The following is a 20,031-nucleotide window of genomic DNA, read 5'->3' on the forward strand; positions in this document are numbered from 1 at the left end:
CACACTAAGCGTGCACTTACTGGACGCTCCATGCACCCCGGTGCAAGGATGCCCGGCACCTGTCCAGTCGTCGCGTGGAAGGAGCCTTGCAGTCATGCAGGGAGATCCCGAGGTCATCGAGTTCCTGAACGAGCAGCTGACCGCCGAGCTGACCGCGATCAACCAGTACTTCCTGCACGCCAAGCTGCAGGATCACAAGGGCTGGACCAAGCTCGCCAAGTACACACGCGCGGAGTCCTTCGACGAGATGCGCCACGCGGAGGTGCTCACCGACCGCATCCTGCTCCTCGACGGCCTGCCCAATTACCAGCGGCTCTTCCATGTCCGCGTGGGGCAGACGGTGACCGAGATGTTCCAGGCCGACCGGCAGGTCGAGGTCGAGGCCATCGACCGGCTGCGGCGCGGCATCGAGGTGATGCGGAACAAGGGCGACATCACGTCCGCCAATGTCTTCGAGGCGATCCTCGCCGACGAGGAGCACCACATCGACTACCTGGACACCCAGCTGGAGCTGATCGAGAAGCTCGGCGAGGCGCTCTACCTGTCCACGGTGATCGAGCAGACGGCACCGGACTCGGCGGCGTGACCGTACACGGGCGGCTCCGTCGCCCGGCGGGCCGCTAGGCGGCCTCGGGCAGCTCCGCCGGCGCGGGCGCGCCCCGGTCGGGCAGCTCCTCCAGCGCGGGGGCACCCTTGTCGGCCAGCTCGCGACGGGGGCAGGCGCCACGGCCCAGCAGGGCCTGGATGCGCTTCACGCAGCCGCCGCAGTCGGTACCGGCCTTGCAGGCGGACGCTATCTGGCGCGGGGTACAGGCGCCGGTGTCCGCGTGTTCGCGCACCTTTTCCTCAGTGATTCCGAAGCACGAGCAGACGTACACGCGGTCACCCCCGTCCTTCCCCGTAGCTTCGGATGATCTTGAGTGAGGTTACCCTTACCTTACCCGCCATCGCGGGCACTTAACAACGCAGTGGGGCGCGGATCACAGAATCCGCGCCCCACGTTGCGTCTACGCGCCCGTCTACTGGTCCCGGTACATCTCCGCGACCAGGAATGCCAGGTCCAGCGACTGGCTGCGGTTCAGCCGGGGGTCGCAGGCCGTCTCGTACCGCTGGTGCAGGTCGTCGACGAAGATCTCGTCGCCGCCGCCGACACACTCGGTGACGTCGTCACCGGTCAGCTCGACGTGGATGCCGCCGGGGTGCGTGCCGAGCGCCTTGTGGACCTCGAAGAAGCCCTTGACCTCGTCCAGCACGTCGTCGAAACGGCGCGTCTTGTGGCCGGAGGCCGCCTCGTAGGTGTTGCCGTGCATCGGGTCGGTGATCCACGCGACCTGCGCACCCGAAGCGGTGACCTTCTCCACCAGCGTGGGCAGCTTGTCGCGGATCTTGTCCGCGCCCATGCGGGTGATGAAGGTCAGCCGGCCCGGCTCGCGGTCCGGGTCCAGCCGGTCGATCAGCGCGAGGGCGTCCTCGGGCGTGGTCGTCGGGCCGAGCTTCACACCGATCGGGTTGTTCACCTGGGCGGCGAACTCGATGTGCGCGTGGTCCAGCTGCCGGGTGCGCTCGCCGATCCACAGCATGTGGCCGGAGACGTCGTACAGCTTGCCGGTACGGGAGTCCGTACGGGTCAGCGCCGTCTCGTAGTCCAGCACCAGCGCCTCGTGCGAGGCGTAGAACTCGACGGTCTTGAACTCCTCCGGGTCCACCCCGCAGGCGTTCATGAAGTTCAGCGCCCGGTCGATCTCGCGCGCCAGCGCCTCGTAGCGCTGGCCCGAGGGCGAGGACTTCACGAAGTCCTGGTTCCAGGCGTGCACCTGGCGCAGGTCGGCGTAGCCGCCGGTGGTGAAGGCGCGCACGAGGTTCAGCGTGGCGGCGGAGGCGTGGTACATCCGCTTCAGCCGCTCGGGGTCCGGGATCCGGGCCGCCTCGGTGAACTCGAAGCCGTTGACGGAGTCGCCCCGGTACGTCGGCAGGGTGACGCCGTCGCGGGTCTCGGTCGGCTTGGAACGCGGCTTGCTGTACTGGCCGGCGATCCGGCCGACCTTCACGACGGGCACGGACCCGGCGTAGGTGAGGACGGCGCCCATCTGGAGCAGCGTCTTGAGCTTGTTGCGGATGTGCTCGGCCGACACCGCGTCGAATGCCTCGGCGCAGTCGCCGCCCTGCAGCAGGAACGCCTCTCCACGGGCGACTGCTCCCAGGCGCTCGCGCAGCTGGTCGCACTCGCCCGCGAAGACGAGCGGCGGATAGGACTCGAGCTCCGCGATCACATCGCGCAGAGCCTCTTGGTCCGGCCAGTCAGGCTGCTGCGCCGCGGGCAGGTCTCGCCAGGTGTGGCCACCGGCGTGGATTTCAGCGTTCACGGTCACCTCGTCAACATTACGGGGTCTTCGGGGCCGTCCAGTACGCCGACCGCAGTATGAGACAGGACCCACAGAGCCCACCGTGCCATCGGGTAGGCTGCAGGCCATGTTCGCGCACACACCCATGAACTGGTGGTGGACCGCTCATCCGGCGGCCCACTGATTCGCGCGTACACCACTGACTGCGAAGGCCGCCCGAGGGGCGGCCTTCGGTCTTTCCGGCTCCGGTCCGTCCCTCTCCCCCAGCCCCCTGAGTGAGAAGGACGAGATCATGCACCTTGCCGAGCTGCTCGCCGACGACCGGCCCTTCGCGCTGCTGCGCCGCCGCACCCCCGGCCGCGACCACGACACGGTCGAGGTGCTGATCGGCCCGGTCGCCACGTACGAACGGCTCGCCGACCTCCCCGAGGGCCTGGCCATGGTGCCCTTCCGGCAGATCCGGGAGCGCGGCTTCGACGTGCGCGACGACGGCACGCCGCTGGCCGCACTGGTCCCCGAGGAGCGGTACGAGCTGCCGCTCTCCGACGCGCTGGCACAGCTCCCCGACCACGCGGTGGCGGTCACGGACGGCGACTTCGACGTGACGGACGAGGAGTACGCCGGGATCGTCGGGCGGGTGCTGGACGAGGAGATCGGCCAGGGCGAGGGCGCGAACTTCGTCATCCGGCGGACGTTCCGGGGCGGGATCCCGGACTTCGGACGGGCCGACGCGCTCGCCCTCTTCCGGCGGCTGCTGACCACGGAGCGCGGCGCGTACTGGACCTTCGTGGTGCACACCGGCGAGCGCACCCTGGTGGGCGCCAGCCCCGAGGTGCACGTGCGGATGAGCGGCGGGACCGTGGTCATGAACCCGATCAGCGGCACCTACCGCTACCCGGCCGGCGGCCCCACCGCCGACGACCTGCTGGACTTCCTCGCCGACGGCAAGGAGATCGAGGAGCTCTCGATGGTCGTCGACGAGGAGCTCAAGATGATGTGCACGGTCGGCGACATGGGCGGCGTGGTGATCGGCCCGCGCCTGAAGGAGATGGCGCACCTCGCGCACACCGAGTACGAGCTGCGCGGCCGGTCCTCCCTGGACGTGCGCGAAGTGCTCAAGGAGACGATGTTCGCGGCCACCGTCACCGGCTCGCCCGTGCAGAACGCCTGCCGGGTCATCGAGCGGTACGAGCCCGGCGGGCGCGGCTACTACGCGGGCGCGCTGGCGCTGATCGGGCGGAACGCCGGGAGCGGTGGGCGGGAAGGGGAGGTCGGCGCCCAGACGCTGGACTCGCCGATCCTGATCCGTACCGCGGACATCGACGCGGGCGGGGAGCTGCGGGTGGCGGTCGGCGCGACGCTGGTGCGCGGCTCGGACCCGGCGAGCGAGGTGGCCGAGACGCACGCCAAGGCCGCCGGGGTGCTCACCGCGCTGGGCGTGCGGGAGGCACCGGCCCGCCGCACCGCCGCCGAGCCGCCGCGGCTGGCCGAGGACCCGCGGGTGCGGGCCGCGCTGGACGCGCGCCGCGCCGATCTCGCGCCGTTCTGGCTGCGGATGCAGACCACCGCGCCGACCGCGGCGCTGGAGGGCCACGCGCTGGTGATCGACGCCGAGGACACCTTCACCGCGATGCTGGCGCACCTGCTGCGCACCTCGGGGCTGGAGGTGACGGTACGGCGGTACGACGAGCCGGGGCTGCGGGAGACCGCGCTGGCGCACGAGGGGCCCATCGTGCTGGGCCCGGGGCCCGGCAACCCCTCCGACGCGGCCGACCCGAAGATGCGGGCGCTGCGGGGGCTGGCGGCCGAGCTGCTGCGGGAGCACAAGCACGGGCCCGCCCGTCGCCCGACCACCACCCCTCATCGAGGCCCTTCGGGCCCGGCCCTTCTCGGGGTCTGCCTGGGGCACGAGCTGATCGCTGCCGTGCTCGGCCTGGAGATCGTCCGGAAGGACGTGCCGTTCCAGGGGGCGCAGGAGCGGATCGACTTCTTCGGACGCGAGGAGACGGTCGGTTTCTACAACACCTTCACCGCGCGCTGCGACGAGACGACCGTCGAGGAGCTGGCCATGCACCGGGTGGAGCTGAGCCGGGACCCGGAGAGCGGGGACGTGCACGCGCTGCGCGGCCCGGGTTTCGCGGGCGTCCAGTTCCACCCGGAGTCGGTGCTGACCCTGGACGGGGCCGCGCTCATCTCCCAGCTGCTGGCCGCTGTCCTGGTGTGACGAGGAAATTGCCGCCCGCGCGGCCGGCCAGATAGTCCTCGACATTGGCGACAGTGGTGTCGACGATCTGGCCGACCGCGTCCTCGGTGAAGTACGCCTGATGCGAGGTGACCAGCACGTTTCCGAAGGTCATCAGGCGGGCGAGGGTGTCGTCCTCGACGACTTCGAGCGACTTGTCGAAGAAGAAGAGCCCGGCCTCCTCCTCGTAGACGTCCAGCCCGACACCGAGGAGCCGGCCGGCCTTGAGCGTCTCCACGAGGGCCGCGGTGTCCACGAGGCCGCCGCGGCTGGAGTTGATCAGTAGCGCGTCGTCCTTCATCATCGCCAGCGCCTTGGCGTCGACGAGGTGCCGGGTGTCCGCCAGCAGAGGGACGTGCAGGCTGATCAGGTCGGACTCGGCGAACAGCCGCTCCCGGTCCACGTACGTCATGCCCAGCTCGGTGCAGGCCGGGTTCTCGGCGATGTCCCAGCCGAGCAGCCGCATGCCGAAGCCGTGCGCGATACGGGTGAACGCCTCGCCGATCTTGCCGGTGCCGACCACGCCCACGGTACGGCCGCGCAGGTCGCGGCCCATCAGGCCGTCCAGCCGGAAGTCGAAGTTCCGGGTGCGGTTGGCGGCGCGTACGATCCGCCGGTTCACCGCCAGCGCGAGCCCCCAGGCGAACTCGGCGACGGAGTACGGGGAGTAGGAGGACACCCGGGCGACGGTGAGGCCGAGGTCGGCGGCGGCCCGCAGGTCGATGTTGTTGTAGCCGGTGGAACGCTGGGCGATCATCTTCGTGCCGCCCACGGCGAGCTCCTGGAGCACGTCGGCGTTCAGCTCGTCGTTGACGGCGGTGCTGACGATCTCGTAGCGGGCCGCGATGGGTGCGGTGTCGCCGTTGAGGAAGACGTCCAGGCTGCGGATCTGGTGCCGGCCGTCGAAGGCCCGCTCCAGCAGCGGGCGCTCATCGACCTGCACGCCGAATGCCAGGATTTCCACGCTTACTCCTACGGCTTCCCGTATTGGGCATCTTGTGGCGATGGGCCGAATATACGGCCCATCGCCCGGCCCTGCCGTACGGGACGGGCGGCGCGCCGCCACCGGCGCGCGCCCGCCGCGTCAGCTGTCAGCCGAAGAAGACCCCGGCCTCGGAGTACAGCTTCGGGTCCACCGTCTTCAGCTTCGCGGTGGCCTCGGAGATCGGCACCCGGACGATGTCCGTGCCGCGCAGCGCGACCATCTTCCCGAAGTCGCCGTCGCGCACGGCGTCGATGGCGTGCAGCCCGAAGCGGGTGGCCAGCCAGCGGTCGAAGGCGCTGGGCGTGCCGCCGCGCTGGGTGTGGCCCAGTACGGTCGTGCGCGCCTCCTTGCCCGTGCGCCGCTCGATCTCCTTGGACAGCCACTCCCCCACGCCCGAGAGCCGGACGTGCCCGAAGGAGTCGGTGGAGTCGTCCTTCAGGACCATCTGTCCGTCCTTGGGCATGGCGCCCTCGGCGACGACCACGATGGGCGCGTAGCGGACCTTGAAGCGGGACTCGACCCAGTCGCAGACCTGGTCGATGTCGAACCGCTGCTCGGGGATGAGGATCACATTGGCGCCGCCGGCCAGGCCGGAGTGGAGCGCGATCCAGCCCGCGTGCCGCCCCATGACCTCCACGACGAGGACCCGCATGTGCGACTCGGCGGTGGTGTGCAGCCGGTCGATGGCCTCGGTGGCCACGCCCACGGCGGTGTCGAAACCGAAGGTGTAGTCGGTGGCCGAGAGGTCGTTGTCGATGGTCTTGGGGACGCCCACGCAGGGCACGCCGTGCTCGTCCGACAGGCGCGCGGCGACGCCGAGGGTGTCCTCACCGCCGATCGCGATCAGCGCGTCGACCTCGTTCTTGGCGAGGTTCTCCCGGATCCGCCGGACCCCGTCGTCCTGCTTGAACGGATTGGTGCGCGAGGATCCCAGGATCGTGCCGCCGCGGGGGAGGATGCCGCGCACCGCGGGGATGTCCAGCGGCACCGTGTCGCTCTCCATGGGCCCGCGCCAGCCGTCCCGGAAGCCCACGAAGTCGTACTCGTACTCCTGGGTGCCCTTGCGGACCACCGCCCGGATGACCGCGTTCAGACCGGGGCAGTCGCCGCCACCGGTAAGCACTCCGACCCGCATCGCTACTTCCCTTCACCCGTGATGGACCGACGCGGGTCACGCTAATGGTGATCCAGGTCACTCAGGAGAGGGGCGAGGGGCGGATTCCGGTGATTTTCGGGGGTGTTGGCGCACTGCCGTTCACTCGTACGAGCGTTTCCCGAAACGGCGCAGGCCACCGCTCCGCCGTCAGGGCGTGTCCAGGCCGCGCTCTATCGCGTACCGGACCAGCTCCACCCTGTTGTGCAGCTGGAGCTTGCCGAGGGTGTTCTGGACGTGGTTCTGCACCGTGCGGTGCGAGATGACCAGCCGCTCGGCGATCTGCTTGTACGACAGCCCCTTGGCGACGAGGCGCAGCACCTCGGTCTCGCGGTCGGTGAGCTGCGGCGCGCCGGGCTCGTCCGCGGTGGCCGGGGCCGGCTCGGTCGCCAGCCTGCGGTACTCCCCCAGCACCAGCCCGGCCAGGCCGGGCGTGAACACCGGGTCGCCGTCGGCGGTGGAGCGGACCGCCTCGATCAGCTCCGCCGTGCTCGCGGACTTCACCAGATAGCCCGTCGCGCCGGACTTCACGGCCTCCAGGACGTCCGCGTGCTCACCGCTCGCGGACAGCACCAGGACCCGCAGCCGGGGGTTGCCGCCGACCAGTTCGCGGCAGACCTCGACGCCGGGCAGGCCGGGGAGGTTGAGGTCCAGGACCAGCACGTCGGGGGCCGCGGCCCGGGCCCTGCGGACCGCCTGCGGGCCGTCGCCCGCGGTCGCGACCACCTCGAACCCGGCCTCGGCGAGGTCCCTGGCCACCGCGTCCCGCCACATCGGATGGTCGTCGACCACCATGACCTTCACGCCCTGCGGCTCGCTCATACGCCTGCCTCCCCCCGTCGTCCGCCCCCGGGCGTACCGCCCTTGGGCACCGTCAGCTCCACTTCCGTGCCCTGGCCCGGGACGGAGATCCACTCGGCGCTGCCGCCGAGGTCCCGCAGCCGTCCGCGGATGGACAGCGCGACCCCGAGCCGGCCCTCGCGCTCGGCGTCGGCGAGCCGGCCCTCCGGGATGCCGGGACCGTCGTCCCGCACCGTCACGATCACTGCCTCCGGCTCGTCCTCGACCAGGATCCACGCGTGGGCCCCGTCCCCCGCGTGCACCCGCACATTGTCCAACGCGGCACTGACAGCCGCGGCCAGGTCCGCGGCACGGGACGCCGGGAGCAGCACCGGGGCGCCCGGCTCGGAGAAGGTCACCCCGGCGCCCGCGTGCGGCGCGAGCAGCGCCCGCACGTCGCAGGGCTCGTCCGAGAACTCCTCCCCCTCGGGCACGCAGTTGTCGCCGTACGAGGGCCCGTCGGCCTCGCCGTCCTCGTGCGCCGCGGCCGCCCCGCCCGGGGGCGGCACGGGCCGCTGCGCGGGCACCAGGCCGCTGGAGACCAGCGTGCGCAGCGCGACCTCCTGCTCGCCCGCCATCCGGCCCAGCTCCGCGGCCTCGCCGCCGAGCGCGGCACCGCGCCGCTGCACCATCGCGAGCACCTGGAGCACGCTGTCGTGGATGTCGCGGGCCAGCCGCTCGCGTTCACGGGTGGCCGCCTCGATCTGCAGGGCGCGCGCGAGGGTGCGCTCACTCGCCCTGGCCACCTCGACGACGTAACCGATCGCCACGCTCGCCACCCACACCAGCAGCACGTTGTGGACGGTGTCCCGGGCGAACTCCTGGCGCTCCACGAGGTTGGCGACCGCCACCACCGAGGAGGCGCCCGCCGCCCAGCGCCAGCCGCCCTTGATCGCGAAGCCCAGCGCGGCGCCGGCCGTCCATATCGACGGCAGCGTGGGCGCGCCGCCCGCCACCCGCGCATGGGTGTCGACGAGCGGGGTCAGCAGGATGCCGGTGACCGCGAAGGCGAGGTCGCCGAGGAGGAAACGGCGGGTGCAGCGCTCGGCGGAGGTGGTGCAGCGCCAGGTCAGCACCATCCATACGGTGAGCGCGGCCATGTACGCGGCGCCGCCCAACGGGTGCGCGTACTCGGTGTAGTTGAGCGAGAAGATCGCCACGGCGTAGACCAGGGTGAGCACGCGGTACCCCGTCAGCGCCCGCCACAGCGGGAGTTCGACGGACATCCGCAGCACCCGGGGCTGCCCGGGCCGCCCCCTGGCCGCCTGCTCCGTGGCCGCCGCCGTGCTCGCCGGCCCCACCACAGCGGGTATCCGGTCCTCCGATGTCATCTGGCCCCCCTCGCCGGGCTACTGGCCGCCGGGCCCGGACTTCTTCGCCGCCTTCTCCGCCTCGGCCTGCTTCTTGGCGGCGTCGGCGATCTGCCGCTTGGCCGCGGTCGCGTAGATGTCCACGTACTCCTGGCCGGACAGCTTCATGATCTCGTACATGACCTCGTCGGTGACCGACCGCAGGATGAAGCGGTCGCCCTCCATGCCGTGGTACCGGCTGAAGTCCAGCGGCTTCCCGATCCGGATGCCGGGCCGGATCATCTTCGGCACGACCTTGCCGGGCGGCTGCACCTTCTCCGTGTCGATCATCGCCACGGGGATCACCGGCGCGCCGGTGGCCAGCGCCACCCGGGCCAGGCCGCCGGGCTTGCCGCGGTAGAGCCGGCCGTCGGGCGAGCGGGTGCCCTCGGGGTAGATCCCGAACAGCTCGCCGCGCTCCAGCACCTCGATACCGCTCTTGATCGCCGCCTCACCGGCACCGCGGCCGCCGGAGCGGTCCACCGGCAGCTGGCCGACGCCCTTGAAGAACGCGGCCGTCAGCTTGCCCTTGACGCCGGGCGAGGTGAAGTACTCGGCCTTGGCGATGAAGGTGACCTTCCGGTCGAGCACCGCGGGCAGGAAGAAGGAGTCCGAGAACGACAGGTGGTTGCTCGCCAGGATCGCGGGGCCCTCGGCGGGGATGTTCTCCAAGCCCTCCACCCAGGGACGGAACGCGAGCTTCAGCGATCCGCCGATGGAAAACTTCATTGCGCCGTAGATCAACGCCACTCCTTCTGTGTCCGACGCAAAGACCTTAACCCGCGGGGCGGCACGCGCCCTCACCGTGCGCGACGCCGCCGCCCCGCCGCACGGCACACCCTCCCCTGCGGACCTATCCGGGCGGCTGAGCTTTGCGTACCCTGCAGTTACCAGCTCTCGCCGCAGGCCGGCGCTTCCCCTTTACCGAACGGAGTCCTCCGGTGCCGCTCCTTCCCGGGGCCGAGCCGTTCCGCCATGAAGGCGGTCAGGTCGGTGTCCTCGTCTGCCACGGCTTCACCGGCTCCCCGCAGTCCGTCCGCCCCTGGGCCGAGTACCTCGCGGCCCGCGGGCTCACCGTCTCGCTGCCGCTGCTGCCCGGCCACGGCACCCGCTGGCAGGACCTCCAGATCACCACCTGGCAGGACTGGTACGCGGAGGTCGACCGCGAGCTGCGCGCGCTGACCGCCCGCTGCGACCAGGTGTTCGTCTGCGGTCTGTCGATGGGTGGCGCCCTCACCTTGCGGCTCGCCGCGCGGCACGGCGACGCGATCAGCGGCATGGTCGTGGTCAACCCCGCGAACAAGGTGCACGACGCGGCCGCCCCGCTGCTGCCGGTACTGCGCCACCTCGTCCGCACCACCAAGGGCCTGACCAGCGACATCTGCCAGGCGAACGCGATGGAGACCGGCTACGACCGGGTCCCACTGCACGCCGCGCACTCCGTACGGCAGTTCTTCCGGCTGGTCGACGCCGAGCTGCCGCAGGTCACCCAGCCGCTGCTGGTGATGACCAGCCCGCAGGACCACGTCGTGCCGCCGGCCGACTCCGAACGCATCATGAGCCGGGTCTCGTCCAAGGACCTGCGGCAGAAGCTGCTGGAACGCAGCTACCACGTCGCGACCCTGGACCACGACGCGGAGCAGATCTTCGAGGACACCTACGACTTCATCGCCCGCCTTGCACCGGTCGTGAAGGGGGAGGGGACGACCACCAGTGGTGGAGCGTGACCCGCGCGATCCTCTCGACGAGGACGCCGCCTGGGCCGAGATCGTGGCCTCCTACGGCGAGGAGCCGGCCTTTCCCGCGCCGGAGGACCGGCCGTCCGCGCCGGTCTCCGGAGAGCCGGAGCGCCCGGTGACCGACCTGGACCTGGAGAAAGGCCTGGCCAACTGGGAGAAGGAGCTGGGACTGGAGAAGGGCCCGGTGGAAAAGGGCCCGCTGGACAAGCCGGACGGGCCCCTGGGCACGGAGCCGGAGAAGGGCGCGGCAGCCGGGCGGGAGACGACGGCCGAGGCGCGGCCGGACGCCGGGGAGGCCGCGGGTGACGCACCGCCCGCCGAGCGGCCGGAGAGCGGTGGAGCCGACCGGCCCGGCGGCTCCGGCGACCGGCCCGGCAGCTTCGTCGTGTTCGCGCCGGGCGTCGGTCCGCGCGACTGGTCGGCCGCCGAGCCCTCCGACGACGACCTCGACGAGGACGACGAGGGGCACTTCACCCCGCCCGAGCCGCCGCCGCTGCCGCAGGCCGACGTGACGACCAAGTTCGCGTGGATCGCGCTGCTCGGCGGGCCGCTGCTGCTCATCCTGGTACTGGTCTTCCAGCAGCCGGTGACGTGGTGGATCACCACGCTGGGCATCGGCGGTTTCCTGGGCGGCTTCGTGACGCTCGTCGCCCGGATGAAGGACGATGACGACGAGGACCCCCGGCCCGGGGGCGGCGCGGTCGTCTGAGGACGCCGGGCGCCGCCCGCGGCCGGCCGCTCAGGAAGCGGCCGGCACCCGCAGCGCCGCCAGCACCGGCAGATGATCGGAGGCCGCCAGCAGGTCGGCCTCCTCGACGCCCGGCAGGTCGATCGGTACGCCGCAGCCCAGGACCGCCACGCCCGGGGTGGTGAACACCCCGTCGATGCGCTGGTGCGGGTCGTGCGGGGTCGAGGTGTACTCACCGCCCCACGGCGCGGCCTCCCAGGCGTCCGTCAGCGCCCCGGCCAGCCGCCGGAAGCTGCGTCCCTTCGGCCGGTCGTTGATGTCGCCGCCGGCCACCGCGTGCGGCGCGTCCAGCAGCGCGAGCCGCTCCAGGAGCAGCCCCGCCTGCTCGTACCGCTCCGCCGCGCTCAGGCTCAGGTGGGCGCTGAGCACCCCGAGCCGGGCGCCGGGACGCCGCCCGGCCGCCGCCTCCGGCGAAGGCTCCTCCGTAGCCGTCCCGCCGAACCGCAGCACCGCCGTCGCGAAGCCGCGCCGGTGCAGGCCGGGGGTCTTGGGGAGCAGGACGTCCTCGGCGCGCTCCACGTGGGCGCGGAGCGAGGTGAGGATCATCGGGCCGCAGGCCGTAGCGCCGCCGGTGGCGTACACCAGCCCCGACTCCCGGGCCAGGGCCGCGGCGGCCTTCCGCCAGCGGAAGAAGCGCGGCGCCTCCTGGATGAGCGCGACGTCGGGAGCGCATGCCCTGATGACCCTGGCGAGCGCCGCCCGGTCGTCCCGCATGGAGCGGATGTTGTAGCTGAGCACCCGGACGACGGCCGACCCGTCGGACTCGGTGCGGGACTCGGGAAACATGCTCAAGGCGCCAAGATCCTCTCGCCGGACTCCGGGACGTCACGCGGGCACATGCGGCCACAGACTAAGGCAATGCCCGCCACGTCCGAGAAGACGCAACGGGCAGAACCCACCACCGCAACCATCAATCGAGCAACCCCCACAGCGCCCGGCCGCCTCCGCGACAGCGGCGCCGGTTCAGGCGCAAGGAGGCGCGCCCCTAGCCCTGGCGGGCCAGGTCGGCCGCGCCGACGAGGCCGGCCTTGCCGCCGAGCTGGGCCGCGAGGACCTGCGCGTGCGGCCGCCACTGGTTGCCGACCAGCCAGCGGCGGAAGGACTTGCGGATCGGGTCCAGGACCAGCTCGCCCTCGTCGGAGACGCCGCCGCCCACGATGAAGGCGGAGGGGTCGAAGAGCGAGGCGAGGTCGGCCAGGCCCGCGCCGGCCCAGCGGGCCAGTTCACGGAAGGAGTCGACGGCGACGGGGCAGCCCTGCCGGGCGGCCTCGCTGACGTGCCGGCCCTCGATGCCCTCGGAGGTGCCGTCGCCCAGGCCGAGCAGGATCCCGGCGTTCTCCGGGGTGGCGAAGGCGCGCTGCCGTGCGTACCGGAGCAGAGCGCGCCCGGAAGCGTACTGCTCCCAGCAGCCCTGGCTGCCGCAGCCGCACAGCAGGCCGTCGGGCACGACCCGGATGTGGCCGAACTCGGCGGCGACGCCGAAGCGGCCGCGGCGCAGCTTGTTGCCGATGATGATGCCGCCGCCGAGGCCGGTGCCGAGCGTGATGCAGATGACGTCGCTGTGCCCCTGGCCCGCGCCGAACTTGTACTCGCCCCAGGCCGCGGCGTTGGCGTCGTTCTCCACGACGACGGGCAGGCCGACGCGCTGCTCGACGTTGTCCTTGAGCGGCTCGTGGCGCCAGTTGATGTTCGGGGCGAAGAGCACCGTGGCGCGCTTCTCGTCGACGTAGCCGGCGGCGCCGATGCCCACGGCCTCCACCTGGTGGTCGGCCCCGACGGTGCGGACCGCGTCGGCGATGGCCTCGGTCAGTGCCTCGGAGGTCGGCGGGGTCGGCACCTTGCACGTCTCAAGGATCGTGCCCTCTTCGTCGACCACGCCGGCCGCGATCTTCGTGCCGCCGATGTCGACGCCGATGGTGAGTCCCATGTGTCCCTCAGTTTTCCGGTCGAACCCCGCCAACGGACAACCGTACCGGAGCCGGGGGGCGACCGGAGGCCGATGGATCATCAGCCGGGCACCTCACGCACCGGAGGCGGCCCGGCGGGCTCGCCCCGGGGCGGCCCTAGTCGAGGTCGATGCGCTCGCTGCCGGACGTGCCCGCCGGGCCGTCGTCGTCGCGCCCGCCGTCGGAGCCCTCGGCGGTGTCCGCGTGCGGACCGCGGGCCGTGGCGTCCCGGCCGTCGGCGGCGTCGCGGGTCCAGCGGCGCTCGCCCGCCTCGACGGCGGAGCGGTAGGCGGCGAGCAGCTCGGAGCCGGCCGCAGCGAGGTGGTCGAAGACCTCGGGGTTGCGCTCGACGACCGGCTCGACGGCGGCCCTGGCCTGCTGGATGAGGTGGTTGACCGCGCCCTTGGCGGCCATGCCGCCGACCGCGCCGGGCAGCTGGATGCCCGCGATCCGGTCGCCGACCGCCTCGGCGAGCTTGCGCAGCTCCTCGGCGGCGCTGCCGGGCTGCCGGCCGTACTCGGCGCGGCGGCGGGCGCGCTCCCCTGCCAGGTCCTCGGCGCAGGCCTGCTCCCAGGCGTCGTCGTCCGTCCGGGAGGTGTGGTCGGCGGGGCGCTCGGTGTCATCGGTCATGACGGGCTCCTGGCGGCGGTACGTCGGAGGGCGGGCACTTTCGACGTTACCGGAATGGCGGTACCCGCACGCCCCTCAGCCCGGACCTGCACGGATTCCGTACGTACGGGCCGCGCACGGCACGGCCGCGCGCCCCGGGTCACCGCTCGCGGGGCCACAGGTCCGGGTCGGGGGTGAAGCGGACGTGCAGCGCCCCGTCGCGCAGCCCGGCACCGGAGACGGTGCAGCGGCGCAGTACGGAGGGGAGCGTGCGGATGCGCCGGAACGGGCCGACGGTGACGATCAGTTCGTCGCCGCGGCGGACCAGGCCGAGCGCTTCGCGGGTGGCACCGGGCAGCGGCAGCCGCCAGATCAGCAGCCCGTCCTCGGCGAGGCGGTCCTCCACGGTCCCCGCGGTGTCCGCCGCGGCGCTCTCCCCCGCGTCCGCGCTCCCGTCCGACGATACGTCGAGCAGCGCGGCCAGGTCCTCCGGGCCCTGCGGATCGCGGCCCAGGTGCGGCACCTCGTGCACCGGTACCCCGGCGAAGTCCTCCCGCAGCGCCTTGAGCGCGACCTGCTGCCGGCCGGAGAGCCCGGCCAGGAAGGGGTCGGCGGAGCCCACGGGCAGCAGCCGGTTGGCGACCACGGCGTCCAGCCGGTGGCCGAAGAGGGCCAGGCCAGCGCGGGCGGCGCGCAGGCCGGCGGCGCCCGTCGAACCCGGCTCGGCGACCAGCCGGACGGTCGTGCCCGGGGCCTCGATGACGGCCTGGACCGCGGCCAGTTCCTGTTCCCAGCGCGCGGCGGTCTCGTACACCTTCTGCGCGGGCATCGGCACCCCGGCGAGCTGCGCGAGCACCGGGCGGAGCGCGCGGGCGGCCTGGCGTTCGACGGGCAGCAGCCGGCCCAGCCCGCGGCGTGCCTGCTCGGGCAGGGCCAGCAGCCGGACGGCCCGGTCGGCGGGCGGCAGGTCGACGACGATCAGGTCCCAGCCGCCGGTTTCGTGGGCGGCGCGCAGCGCGTGCAGCAGCGCGAAGATCTCCGCGCCGGGCAGCTCGGTGAGCTCGTCCTCGTCCAGCGGGGTCGCGCCGAGCAGGTCGAGTGCGGCGGCGGCGCGGTCCTGGAAGGCCAGGAACTCGCGGCGGAAGTGCTCGGCGGTGTCGACCCTGGCGGCCGTGAGGCCGGGCGCCGCTTCGACGGGACCACCGGAGAGCGACGTGCCGAGCAGCGCTTCGGGGGCGCCGCTCTCCAGGGTGAGGAAGAGGGTGCGCCGCTGCCGCCGGGCCGCCGCGAGGGCGGTGGCGGCGGCGACGGTGGTGCGGCCCGCGCCGCCGGGACCGGTGACGAGGACCGTACGTGTCATCAGGGACGCGCGGCCTCGTCGGAGCCCGCGGCGCCGCCCTCGACACGGTTCTTCAGGCCGGCGAGCGCGCGGTCGATGATGACCTTCTCGGCCTTGCGCTTGATCATGCCGAGCATCGGGATCTTGACGTCGACGGTGAGCTGGTACGTGACCTCCGTACGCGCTCCGCCGTCCTGCGGCGCGAGGCGGTAGGAGCCGTCCAGGGCGCGCAGCATCTGGGACTTCACGAGCGACCAGCTGACCTCGTGCTCGCCGGTCCAGGTGTAGGCGAGGGTGTGGTCGTCCTTGATCGCGCCGGCGTCCAGCACCAGCCGGACCTGCCGGGCGCGGCCCTGGTCGTCCTTCTCCAGCACCTCGGCCTGCTTGACCTCTCCGGTCCATTCCGGATAGCGGTCGAAGTCGGCGATCACTCCCATCACATCGGCGGGTGCCGCCTTGATCGTGATGCTAGAGCTGGTGTGTTCGGCCATCGCCGTGACTCCTCCATGCCGATTCATGCCGGTACGCCGACTCGTGGGGGCCGGGGCCCGACGGTGCGGGAACCGGGGCCGACCCTGCTGCTGAAGGCTACCGCGCGGGCGGGGCCGCTCCGACCCGCGGGCCGGGGGCGCGGGGCGGGACGGCACGGGTGCCGGCGGGCGCGGTGGGTACCGGCGGGCGCCGGGGGGTCACCACTCCAGCGCGAACGGCGTCCCAGTGGCGTTGAAATGCCCGACATTGATGCACTCCGTCCGACCGATCCGCATCCGCCGGGTGAGCGGCTGATGGACGTGACCGAAGAGGGAGTAGCGCGGCCGGGTGCGGTGGATGGCTTCGAGGAGGGCGCGGCTGCCGCGTTCGAAGCGGCGGGCGACGGTGTCGTAGCAGAGATCGGCGACGTCCGGCGGGATGTGGGTGCACAGCACGTCCACCTCGCCGACGGCCTCGATCTTGGCGGCGTACTCCTCGTCGCTGATCTCGAAGGGGGTGCGCATCGCGGTGCGCAGGCCGCCGCCCACGAAGCCGAAGACCCGGCCGCCCATCTCCACCCGCTCGCCGTCCAGGACGGTGGTGCCGGGACCGGCGAACTCCGGCCAAAGACGGGGCAGATCGACATTGCCGTAGGTGGCGTACGTAGGAGTGGGGAACGCGGCGAACATCTCGGCGTACTGCTTGCGCACCGCGCCTTCGATGGCGGCGTTCTTGTCCATCCCGTCCCACAGGCTCCGCCCCAGCTCACGGGCCTCCTCGAAGCGGCGGGCCGTGCGCAGCTCGACCAGCCGGTCGGCGTTCTCGGTGCCGAAGAGGTCGGGGAAGATGCCGCGCGAGTGGTCGGCGTAGTCCAGGAAGAGGACCAGGTCGCCGAGGCAGACCAGGGCGTCCGCCCCCTCCCCGGCGGCGGCGAGGTCCCGGGCGTTGCCGTGTACGTCACTGACCACATGTACGCGCATACGACTCAGATTAGGCCCCGGAGGCCGGTGCCGGGAGACCCCGCCGACCTGCGGTTACTTCCGAGTCACCGGAGGCCTCGACTACGCTGCGCGTGAGCCGTCCCGGCATGTGTGACGCATAAAACATCTGGGCGGGACCCCCTATCCCCGAAGGCATACCGATGGGTAACGTCCGGGCAGTCCAATCCCCCCTGCCTGATCATGGACCGCAGCCGGCCTGACGCACCGCGTGGTGACGCCGGCGGCCACCGAGGAGCAGCAGTCTTGCGCGAGTTCAGCCTTCCGGCCCTTTACGAGGTCCCCGCGGACGGCAATCTGACGGATCTCATCCGCCGGAATGCCGCGCAGCACCCCGATGTCGCCGTCATCGGCCGCAAGGTCGCCGGCCGGTGGCAGGACGTCACCGCCGCCGCTTTCCTCGCCGAGGTGCGCGCCGTGGCGAAGGGGCTCATCGCCTCCGGCGTCCAGCCGGGCGACCGCATCGGCCTGATGTCCCGCACGCGGTACGAGTGGACGCTGCTGGACTTCGCCATCTGGAGCGCGGGCGGCGTCACCGTCCCCGTCTACGAGACCAGTTCGCCCGAGCAGATCCAGTGGATCCTGGGCGACTCCGGCGCGGTGGCCTGCGTGGTCGAGACACCCGGGCACGAGGCCGCGGTGGAGTCGGTGCGCGACCGGCTGCCGGGGCTGGCCAACATCTGGCAGATCGAGCGGGACGCGATAGCCCGGCTGCACGCCGCGGGCGACGGGCTCTCCGACGACGAGGTGGAGGCGCGCAGCGCCCTCGCCGACGCCGACTCCCCCGCGACCATCGTCTACACCTCCGGCACGACGGGCCGCCCCAAGGGCTGTGTACTCAGCCACCGGGCGTTCTTCGCCGAGTGCGGCAACATCGTCGAGCGGCTGCGCCCCCTCTTCCGTACCGGCGACTCCTCGGTCCTCCTCTTCCTCCCGGTCGCGCACGTCTTCGGGCGGCTGGTCGAGGTCGCCTCCGTGATGGCCCCCATCAAGCTCGGGCACGTCGCGGACATCAAGCACCTCACCGACGAACTGGCCGCGTTCCGGCCGACGATGGTGCTCGGCGTGCCGCGCGTCTTCGAGAAGGTCTACAACACGGCGCGGGCCAAGGCGCAGGCCGACGGCAAGGGCAAGATCTTCGACAAGGCCGCGGACACCGCGATCGCCTACAGCCGCGCGCAGGACACCCCGGCCGGCCCCTCGATGGCCCTGCGGCTGAAGCACAAGGTGTTCGACCGGGTCGTCTACAGCAAGCTGCGGTCCGTCCTCGGCGGCCGCGCCACGCACGCGATCTCCGGCGGCGCGCCGCTGGGCGAGCGGCTGGGCCACTTCTACCGCGGCATCGGCTTCACCGTCCTGGAGGGCTACGGCCTCACCGAGTCCTGCGCGGCGACCGCCTTCAACCCCTGGGACCGGCAGAAGATCGGTACGGTCGGCCAGCCGCTGCCCGGCTCGGTCGTCCGGATCGCCGACGACGGCGAGGTCCTGCTGCACGGCGAGCACCTCTTCACGACGTACTGGAACAACGAGCAGGCCACCGCCGACGCGCTCTCCGACGGCTGGTTCCACACCGGTGACCTCGGCACCCTGGACGAGGACGGCTACCTCGCCATCACCGGGCGCAAGAAGGAGATCCTGGTGACGGCCGGCGGCAAGAACGTCGCTCCCGCCGTCATCGAGGACCGCATCCGGGCGCACGCGCTGGTGGCCGAGTGCATGGTCGTCGGCGACGGCCGTCCCTTCGTCGGCGCGCTGATCACGCTCGACGAGGAGTTCCTGCCGCGCTGGGCGACCGAGCACGGCAAGGTGGGCAAGGGCCCCGAGGAGCTCGCCCAGGACCCGGAGCTGCTGGCGGCGGTCCAGCGCGCGGTGGACGACGGCAACGCGGCGGTCTCGCGCGCCGAGTCGGTCCGCAGGTTCCGCGTCCTGCCGACCCAGTTCACCGAGGAGTCGGGCCATGTCACCCCGTCCCTGAAGCTCAAGCGCAACGTCGTCGCCAAGGACTTCGCCGAGGACATCGAGGCCCTGTACCGTGGCTGAGCGCTCCCGCACGACATAAAGCCGGCCGGGCCCCCGGAGAGGGGCCCGGCCGGCTTCGTGCGGCCGCGAGGGCCGTCAGAGCAGGGTGCGCAGGCGTTCCGCGAGAAGGTCCCAGCGCCACTTCTCCTCGACCCAGGCGCGGCCGCGCTCGCCCATGCGGCGGCGCAGCGCGGGGTCCTGGAGGAGCGGGACGATGCGGTCGGCCGCGGCCGCCGGGGAGCCGCCGGGCACCACCCAGCCGGTCTCGCCGTCCAGGACCGCGTCCGGGGCGCCGCCGGAGTCGCCCGCGACGACCGGCAGGCCGGTGGCGGACGCCTCCAGGTAGACGATGCCCAGCCCCTCCACGTCCAGGCCGCCGCGCCGGGTGCGGCAGGGCATCGCGAAGACGTCGCCGGCGCCGTAGTGCGCGGGCAGCTCCTCCCACGGGACGGCACCGGTGAAGTGCACGGCGTCCCCGACACCGCGGGCCTCGGCGAGCGCGCGCAGGTCCTTCTCGTACGGGCCGCCGCCGACGATCAGCAGGGCCGCGTCCGGGACCTCGGCCCGGATCCGCGGCAGGGCCTCGATCAGGGTGTCCTGGCCCTTGCGCGGGACGAGCCGGGACACGCACACCACGACCGGGCGGTCGGCCAGCCCGAGACGGGTGCGGACGTCGTCGCCGCCCGAGCCGGGATGGAAGGTCTTCTCGTCCACGCCGGGCGGCAGCTGCACCATGCGGCCGGCGGCCGCGGGGGTCAGCGCCCGCGCGATCCGGGAGCGGGTGTACTCGCCGAGGTAGGTGATCGTGTCGGTGCCCTCGCCGATCCGCCGCAGCAGTTCGCGCGCGCCCGGCAGCTGCGCCCAGCCCGCCTCGTGGCCGTGCGTGGTGGCCACGATCCGGCGCGCGCCCGCCTTGCGCAGCGCGGGCGCCATCAGGCCGAGCGGCGCCGCCGCGCCGAACCACACCGACGTACAGCCGTGTTCCCGCAGCAGGTCGACGGCGCGCCGGGTCACCCGCGGGGTGGGCAGCAGCATCGTGGTGCGGTCCCGGACGACGGGGTACGGCTGCTCGGCGTCGAAGGCCGCCGTGGCCGCGATGCCCTCCGGGGTGCGCTTCCAGGTCGACGCGTAGACGACGACCTGCTCCGGGTCGAGCCGCAGCGCCATGCTGTGCAGAAAGGCCTGGATGCCACCGGGACGGGGCGGGAAGTCGTTCGTGACGATCAGGGTCTTGTCCATCGGGGCCGACAG

Annotated in this window: 20 protein-coding genes; 6 read left to right on the forward strand and 14 right to left on the reverse strand. The window is 72.5% G+C overall.

What is annotated here, in order from left to right:
- Positions 1-94: 94 nt before the first annotated feature.
- Positions 95-586, forward strand: coding sequence for a bacterioferritin (gene bfr, locus ACIGQF_RS11355; protein WP_399708155.1), 492 nt, complete (start codon positions 95-97; stop codon positions 584-586).
- 34 nt (positions 587-620) lie between these two features.
- Here the strand turns inward: bfr and ACIGQF_RS11360 are convergent, their stop codons facing one another.
- Positions 621-878: a bacterioferritin-associated ferredoxin gene (locus ACIGQF_RS11360; protein WP_399708157.1), complete on the reverse strand. Its 258-nt coding sequence runs from the start codon at positions 876-878 to the stop codon at positions 621-623.
- A gap of 141 nt (positions 879-1,019) precedes the next feature.
- A complete protein-coding gene (locus ACIGQF_RS11365) occupies positions 1,020-2,369 on the reverse strand; it encodes a class II 3-deoxy-7-phosphoheptulonate synthase (protein ID WP_399708159.1) in 1,350 nt (449 codons plus the stop codon).
- 100 nt (positions 2,370-2,469) lie between these two features.
- Here ACIGQF_RS11365 and ACIGQF_RS11370 point away from each other — a divergent pair, with 100 nt between their 5' ends.
- Together ACIGQF_RS11370 and ACIGQF_RS11375 are read left to right on the forward strand one after the other, a co-directional pair.
- Positions 2,470-2,526: a trp operon leader peptide gene (locus ACIGQF_RS11370; RefSeq protein ID WP_399708613.1), complete on the forward strand. Its 57-nt coding sequence runs from the start codon at positions 2,470-2,472 to the stop codon at positions 2,524-2,526.
- A 108-nt stretch (positions 2,527-2,634) separates the two neighbouring features.
- Positions 2,635-4,566 (forward strand): anthranilate synthase family protein, encoded by a 1,932-nt coding sequence (locus tag ACIGQF_RS11375; protein ID WP_399708161.1) that lies wholly within the window; start codon positions 2,635-2,637, stop codon positions 4,564-4,566.
- Here ACIGQF_RS11375 and ACIGQF_RS11380 read toward each other — a convergent pair.
- The 5 genes from ACIGQF_RS11380 to ACIGQF_RS11400 form a co-directional block, all read right to left on the reverse strand.
- On the reverse strand, positions 4,532-5,548 hold the full coding sequence (locus ACIGQF_RS11380) for a 2-hydroxyacid dehydrogenase (protein WP_399708162.1): 1,017 nt from the start codon (positions 5,546-5,548) through the stop codon (positions 4,532-4,534). The two genes, ACIGQF_RS11375 and ACIGQF_RS11380, sit on opposite strands and share 35 nt — an antisense overlap.
- A 127-nt stretch (positions 5,549-5,675) precedes the next feature.
- Positions 5,676-6,704 (reverse strand): 6-phosphofructokinase, encoded by a 1,029-nt coding sequence (locus tag ACIGQF_RS11385; RefSeq protein ID WP_399708164.1) that lies wholly within the window; start codon positions 6,702-6,704, stop codon positions 5,676-5,678.
- A gap of 168 nt (positions 6,705-6,872) precedes the next feature.
- A complete protein-coding gene (locus ACIGQF_RS11390; protein ID WP_361560787.1) occupies positions 6,873-7,544 on the reverse strand; it encodes a response regulator transcription factor in 672 nt (223 codons plus the stop codon).
- Positions 7,541-8,788 (reverse strand): MacS family sensor histidine kinase, encoded by a 1,248-nt coding sequence (gene macS, locus ACIGQF_RS11395; protein WP_399708616.1) that lies wholly within the window; start codon positions 8,786-8,788, stop codon positions 7,541-7,543. The genes ACIGQF_RS11390 and macS overlap by 4 nt, the downstream gene beginning before the upstream one ends.
- Before the next feature lie 123 nt (positions 8,789-8,911).
- Positions 8,912-9,640, reverse strand: a complete 729-nt coding sequence (locus ACIGQF_RS11400; protein WP_361560927.1) for a lysophospholipid acyltransferase family protein — start codon at positions 9,638-9,640, stop codon at positions 8,912-8,914.
- Between the two features lie 212 nt (positions 9,641-9,852).
- Between ACIGQF_RS11400 and ACIGQF_RS11405 the strand changes: the two genes are divergently transcribed.
- Positions 9,853-10,638, forward strand: a complete 786-nt coding sequence (locus ACIGQF_RS11405; protein ID WP_399708165.1) for an alpha/beta hydrolase — start codon at positions 9,853-9,855, stop codon at positions 10,636-10,638.
- Positions 10,625-11,359 carry a hypothetical protein gene (locus ACIGQF_RS11410; protein WP_399708167.1) on the forward strand — a complete coding sequence of 245 codons (735 nt, stop codon included), beginning with the start codon at positions 10,625-10,627 and terminating at the stop codon, positions 11,357-11,359. The genes ACIGQF_RS11405 and ACIGQF_RS11410 overlap by 14 nt, the downstream gene beginning before the upstream one ends.
- A gap of 30 nt (positions 11,360-11,389) precedes the next feature.
- Here the strand turns inward: ACIGQF_RS11410 and ACIGQF_RS11415 are convergent, their stop codons facing one another.
- From ACIGQF_RS11415 to ACIGQF_RS11440, 6 genes are all read right to left on the reverse strand, one after another.
- A complete protein-coding gene (locus ACIGQF_RS11415; protein ID WP_399708620.1) occupies positions 11,390-12,184 on the reverse strand; it encodes an endonuclease/exonuclease/phosphatase family protein in 795 nt (264 codons plus the stop codon).
- Between the two features lie 199 nt (positions 12,185-12,383).
- Positions 12,384-13,325, reverse strand: coding sequence for an ROK family glucokinase (locus tag ACIGQF_RS11420; RefSeq protein WP_399708169.1), 942 nt, complete (start codon positions 13,323-13,325; stop codon positions 12,384-12,386).
- A gap of 136 nt (positions 13,326-13,461) precedes the next feature.
- Complete coding sequence (locus ACIGQF_RS11425; RefSeq protein WP_399708171.1) at positions 13,462-13,974, reverse strand: DUF5304 domain-containing protein; 513 nt, start codon at positions 13,972-13,974, stop codon at positions 13,462-13,464.
- A gap of 139 nt (positions 13,975-14,113) precedes the next feature.
- Positions 14,114-15,313 carry an ArsA family ATPase gene (locus tag ACIGQF_RS11430; protein WP_399708172.1) on the reverse strand — a complete coding sequence of 400 codons (1,200 nt, stop codon included), beginning with the start codon at positions 15,311-15,313 and terminating at the stop codon, positions 14,114-14,116.
- A complete protein-coding gene (locus tag ACIGQF_RS11435) occupies positions 15,313-15,783 on the reverse strand; it encodes an SRPBCC family protein (RefSeq protein WP_399708174.1) in 471 nt (156 codons plus the stop codon). Before ACIGQF_RS11435 ends, ACIGQF_RS11430 begins: the two co-directional genes overlap by 1 nt.
- A 198-nt stretch (positions 15,784-15,981) precedes the next feature.
- Positions 15,982-16,731: a metallophosphoesterase gene (locus tag ACIGQF_RS11440; RefSeq protein ID WP_399708623.1), complete on the reverse strand. Its 750-nt coding sequence runs from the start codon at positions 16,729-16,731 to the stop codon at positions 15,982-15,984.
- 276 nt (positions 16,732-17,007) lie between these two features.
- Here ACIGQF_RS11440 and ACIGQF_RS11445 point away from each other — a divergent pair, with 276 nt between their 5' ends.
- Entirely contained in the window at positions 17,008-18,801 is a 1,794-nt protein-coding gene (locus tag ACIGQF_RS11445; protein ID WP_399708176.1) for an AMP-dependent synthetase/ligase, read from the forward strand.
- Between the two features lie 75 nt (positions 18,802-18,876).
- Here the strand turns inward: ACIGQF_RS11445 and ACIGQF_RS11450 are convergent, their stop codons facing one another.
- The gene (locus ACIGQF_RS11450) at positions 18,877-20,019 is read right to left on the reverse strand and encodes a glycosyltransferase family 4 protein (RefSeq protein WP_399708178.1); all 1,143 of its coding nucleotides are present in this window, start codon (positions 20,017-20,019) and stop codon (positions 18,877-18,879) included.
- Positions 20,020-20,031 lie beyond the last annotated feature (12 nt).

It is taken from the genome of Streptomyces sp. NPDC053560 (assembly GCF_044544605.1).
Taxonomy (GTDB): domain Bacteria; phylum Actinomycetota; class Actinomycetes; order Streptomycetales; family Streptomycetaceae; genus Streptomyces.

Bases quoted from the DNA above. Each gene is read 5' to 3' on its own strand.
- bfr (WP_399708155.1), top strand. From the start codon at position 95: ATGCAGGGAGATCCCGAGGTCATCGAGTTCCTGAACGAGCAGCTGACC.
- ACIGQF_RS11375 (WP_399708161.1), top strand. From the start codon at position 2,635: ATGCACCTTGCCGAGCTGCTCGCCGACGACCGGCCCTTCGCGCTGCTG.
- ACIGQF_RS11385 (WP_399708164.1), bottom strand. From the start codon at position 6,704: ATGCGGGTCGGAGTGCTTACCGGTGGCGGCGACTGCCCCGGTCTGAAC.
- ACIGQF_RS11390 (WP_361560787.1), bottom strand. From the start codon at position 7,544: ATGAGCGAGCCGCAGGGCGTGAAGGTCATGGTGGTCGACGACCATCCG.
- macS (WP_399708616.1), bottom strand. From the start codon at position 8,788: ATGTCCGTCGAACTCCCGCTGTGGCGGGCGCTGACGGGGTACCGCGTG.
- ACIGQF_RS11400 (WP_361560927.1), bottom strand. From the start codon at position 9,640: ATGAAGTTTTCCATCGGCGGATCGCTGAAGCTCGCGTTCCGTCCCTGG.
- ACIGQF_RS11415 (WP_399708620.1), bottom strand. From the start codon at position 12,184: ATGTTTCCCGAGTCCCGCACCGAGTCCGACGGGTCGGCCGTCGTCCGG.
- ACIGQF_RS11420 (WP_399708169.1), bottom strand. From the start codon at position 13,325: ATGGGACTCACCATCGGCGTCGACATCGGCGGCACGAAGATCGCGGCC.
- ACIGQF_RS11425 (WP_399708171.1), bottom strand. From the start codon at position 13,974: ATGACCGATGACACCGAGCGCCCCGCCGACCACACCTCCCGGACGGAC.
- ACIGQF_RS11430 (WP_399708172.1), bottom strand. From the start codon at position 15,313: ATGACACGTACGGTCCTCGTCACCGGTCCCGGCGGCGCGGGCCGCACC.
- ACIGQF_RS11435 (WP_399708174.1), bottom strand. From the start codon at position 15,783: ATGGCCGAACACACCAGCTCTAGCATCACGATCAAGGCGGCACCCGCC.
- ACIGQF_RS11450 (WP_399708178.1), bottom strand. From the start codon at position 20,019: ATGGACAAGACCCTGATCGTCACGAACGACTTCCCGCCCCGTCCCGGT.